We start from the raw sequence: 2,971 nt of genomic DNA, 5'->3' as shown, positions 1-2,971 counted from the left end.
AGAACACAAAACCCCCGGTCATTTCTGACCGGGGGTTTGATTTTGTTTTGTATTGAGACGTTTATGTTTTTGGCAGACCTTGCAGTGACCTACTCTCCCAAGCCTTAAGACTTAGTACCATTGGCGCGGAGGACTTTGACGGTCGAGTTCGGGATGGGATCGGGTCCTGGGCTCCTCGCAAGAACCACAAGGTCAGCGAAAAACATAAGCGGTGAATTCTGGATTTTGATCTGAACCGATTGGTCATTGCCTGGCTCCGGAGGAGCATGGCGACGACCCCGGCGCTGATGCGCCGCGTTCCCGCAGGTGCCACGCACCGTGAGGGAGAAGAACAGCAACGACTTTGTCGTTGCGAGCATTGATTAATGAGAACGATCAAGCCAATCGAGCTATTAGTACCGGTAAGCTTCACACATTGCTGCGCTTCCACACCCGGCCTATCGACGTGGTGGTCTTCCACGGCTCTCAAGGGAATACTCGTTTTGAGGGAGGCTTCCTGCTTAGATGCTTTCAGCAGTTATCCCGTCCGAACTTAGCTACCCTGCAATGCGGCTGGCGCCACAACAGGTCCACCAGAGGTTCGTCCATCCCGGTCCTCTCGTACTAGGGACAGCTCCTCTCAATATTCCAACACCCACGGCAGATAGGGACCGAACTGTCTCACGACGTTCTGAACCCAGCTCACGTACCACTTTAAATGGCGAACAGCCATACCCTTGGGACCTGCTCCAGCCCCAGGATGTGATGAGCCGACATCGAGGTGCCAAACACTGCCGTCGCTATGGACGCTTGGGCAGTATCAGCCTGTTATCCCCAGAGTACCTTTTATTCGTTGAGCGATGGCCCTTCCACACGGGACCACCGGATCACTATGACCGACTTTCGTCTCTGCTCGACTTGTCAGTCTCGCAGTCAGGCAGGCTTATGCCATTGCACTCAGCGACCGATTTCCGACCGGTCTGAGCCCACCATCGCGCGCCTCCGTTACTCTTTGGGAGGCGACCGCCCCAGTCAAACTACCCACCATGCGCTGTCCCGGACACTGTTATGCCGCGGTTAGACACCTATGACGATAAGGGTGGTATCTCATCTTGCGGCTCCACCAAGGCTGGCGCCCTGACTTCAAAGCCTACCACCTATCCTGCACATGCCGACACAAGTGCCAGCGCAAAGCTATAGTAAAGGTTCATGGGGTCTTTCCGTCTGACCGCAGGAACCCCGCATCTTCACGGGGAATTCAATTTCGCTGAGTCTATACTGGAGACAGTGGGGAAGTCGTTACGCCATTCGTGCAGGTCGGAACTTACCCGACAAGGAATTTCGCTACCTTAGGACCGTTATAGTTACGGCCGCCGTTTACCGGGGCTTCAATTCAAGGCGTTAACCTCTCCTTTTAACCTTCCGGCACCGGGCAGGCGTCAGACCCTATACGTCGTATTGCTACTTCGCAGAGCCCTGTGTTTTTGATAAACAGTCGCCACCCCCTCTTTTGTGACACCTTACGCTGGTTGCCCAGAGCAAGGTCACGCTTATCCCGAAGTTACGCGTGCAATTTGCCGAGTTCCTTCAGTATAGTTCTCTCAAGCGCCTTGGTATACTCTACCAGTCCACCTGTGTCGGTTTCGGGTACGGTCAATATTGGTGGAGCTATTTCCTGGAACCGGCTCACTGCACCCCCAATCCGATAAGGGGATACAGACCCGCGCGATCCGTCACTACCACCTGGCCCACGAATATTAACGTGGTTCCCATCGTCTACGCATTTCTGCCTCGACTTAGGGGCCGGCTAACCCTGCGCTGATTAGCATTGCGCAGGAACCCTTGGACTTTCGGCGAAAGTGTCTCTCACACTTTTTGTCGCTACTCATGTCATCATTCGCACTTCCGATACCTCCACCACCCCTCACAGGTATGGCTTCACAGGCTTACGGAACGCTCCGCTACCGCTTGCACGTAAACGTGCAAACCCTAAGCTTCGGTGCATAGTTTTAGACCCGGTACATCTTCGCCGCAGGATCGCTTGACCAGTGAGCTGTTACGCTATCTTTAAAGGATGGCTGCTTCTAAGCCAACCTCCTGGTTGTCTAAGCAATCCCACATGCTTTCCCACTTAACTATGACTTGGGGACCTTAGCTGTAGGTTAGGGTTGTTTCCCTTTTGACGATGGACGTTAGCACCCACCGTCTGTCTCCCAGATAGTACTCTCGGGTATTCGGAGTTTGGTTAGGTTTGGTAAGTCGGTGAGACCCCCTAGCCCATCCAGTGCTCTACCCCCCGAGGTATTCGTCTGAGGCGATACCTAAATATCTTTCGCGGAGAACCAGCTATTTCCGAGTTTGATTGGCCTTTCACCCCTAGGAACAAGTCATCCCCGTCTTTTTCAACAGACGTGGGTTCGGCCCTCCAGTAAGTGTTACCTTACCTTCAGCCTGCTCATACCTAGATCACTCGGTTTCGGGTCTAATCCAACTAACTTAACGCCCTATTCAGACTCGCTTTCGCTGCGCCTACACCTAACGGCTTAAGCTTGCTAGTTAGACTAAGTCGATGACCCATTATACAAGAGGTACGCCGTCACCCTTGCGGGCTCCGACTGTTTGTATGCATCCAGTTTCAGGTACTATTTCACTCCCCTCGTCGGGGTGCTTTTCACCTTTCCCTCACGGTACTGGTTCGCTATCGGTCGTGTGCGAGTACTTAGGCTTGGATAGTGGTCTACCCATGTTCAGACAGAATTTCACGTGTTCCGCCTTACTCGAGGACCTAAGGGCTTTCTACCGGTACGGGGCTATCACCCACTATGGCGGACTTTTCCAAGTCCTTCCCGTTCTTACCCTCAGGCCACTGGCCTGGTCCGCGTTCGCTCGCCACTACTAACGGAGTCTCGTTTGATGTCCTTTCCTCCGGCTACTTAGATGTTTCAGTTCGCCGGGTTAGCTCCCTTTCGGGTGACCTAAATGGTCGGGTTTC

Annotated in this window: 2 rRNA genes (1 of these 2 only partly in view); both read right to left on the bottom strand. The window is 53.5% G+C overall.

The annotated features are described in order from the left end of the window. Positions 1-76: 76 nt before the first annotated feature. Positions 77-192, bottom strand: a 5S ribosomal RNA gene (gene rrf / locus A3840_RS14645). Positions 193-371: 179 nt separating this feature from the next. After that, positions 372-2,971, bottom strand: a 23S ribosomal RNA gene (locus A3840_RS14640) (it continues 123 nt past the right edge of the window).

The organism is Devosia elaeis, from assembly GCF_001650025.1.
GTDB lineage: Bacteria > Pseudomonadota > Alphaproteobacteria > Rhizobiales > Devosiaceae > Devosia > Devosia elaeis.
The sequence above is the reverse complement of the archived record's forward strand: the minus strand, read 5'-3'. Positions and strand labels throughout refer to the sequence as shown.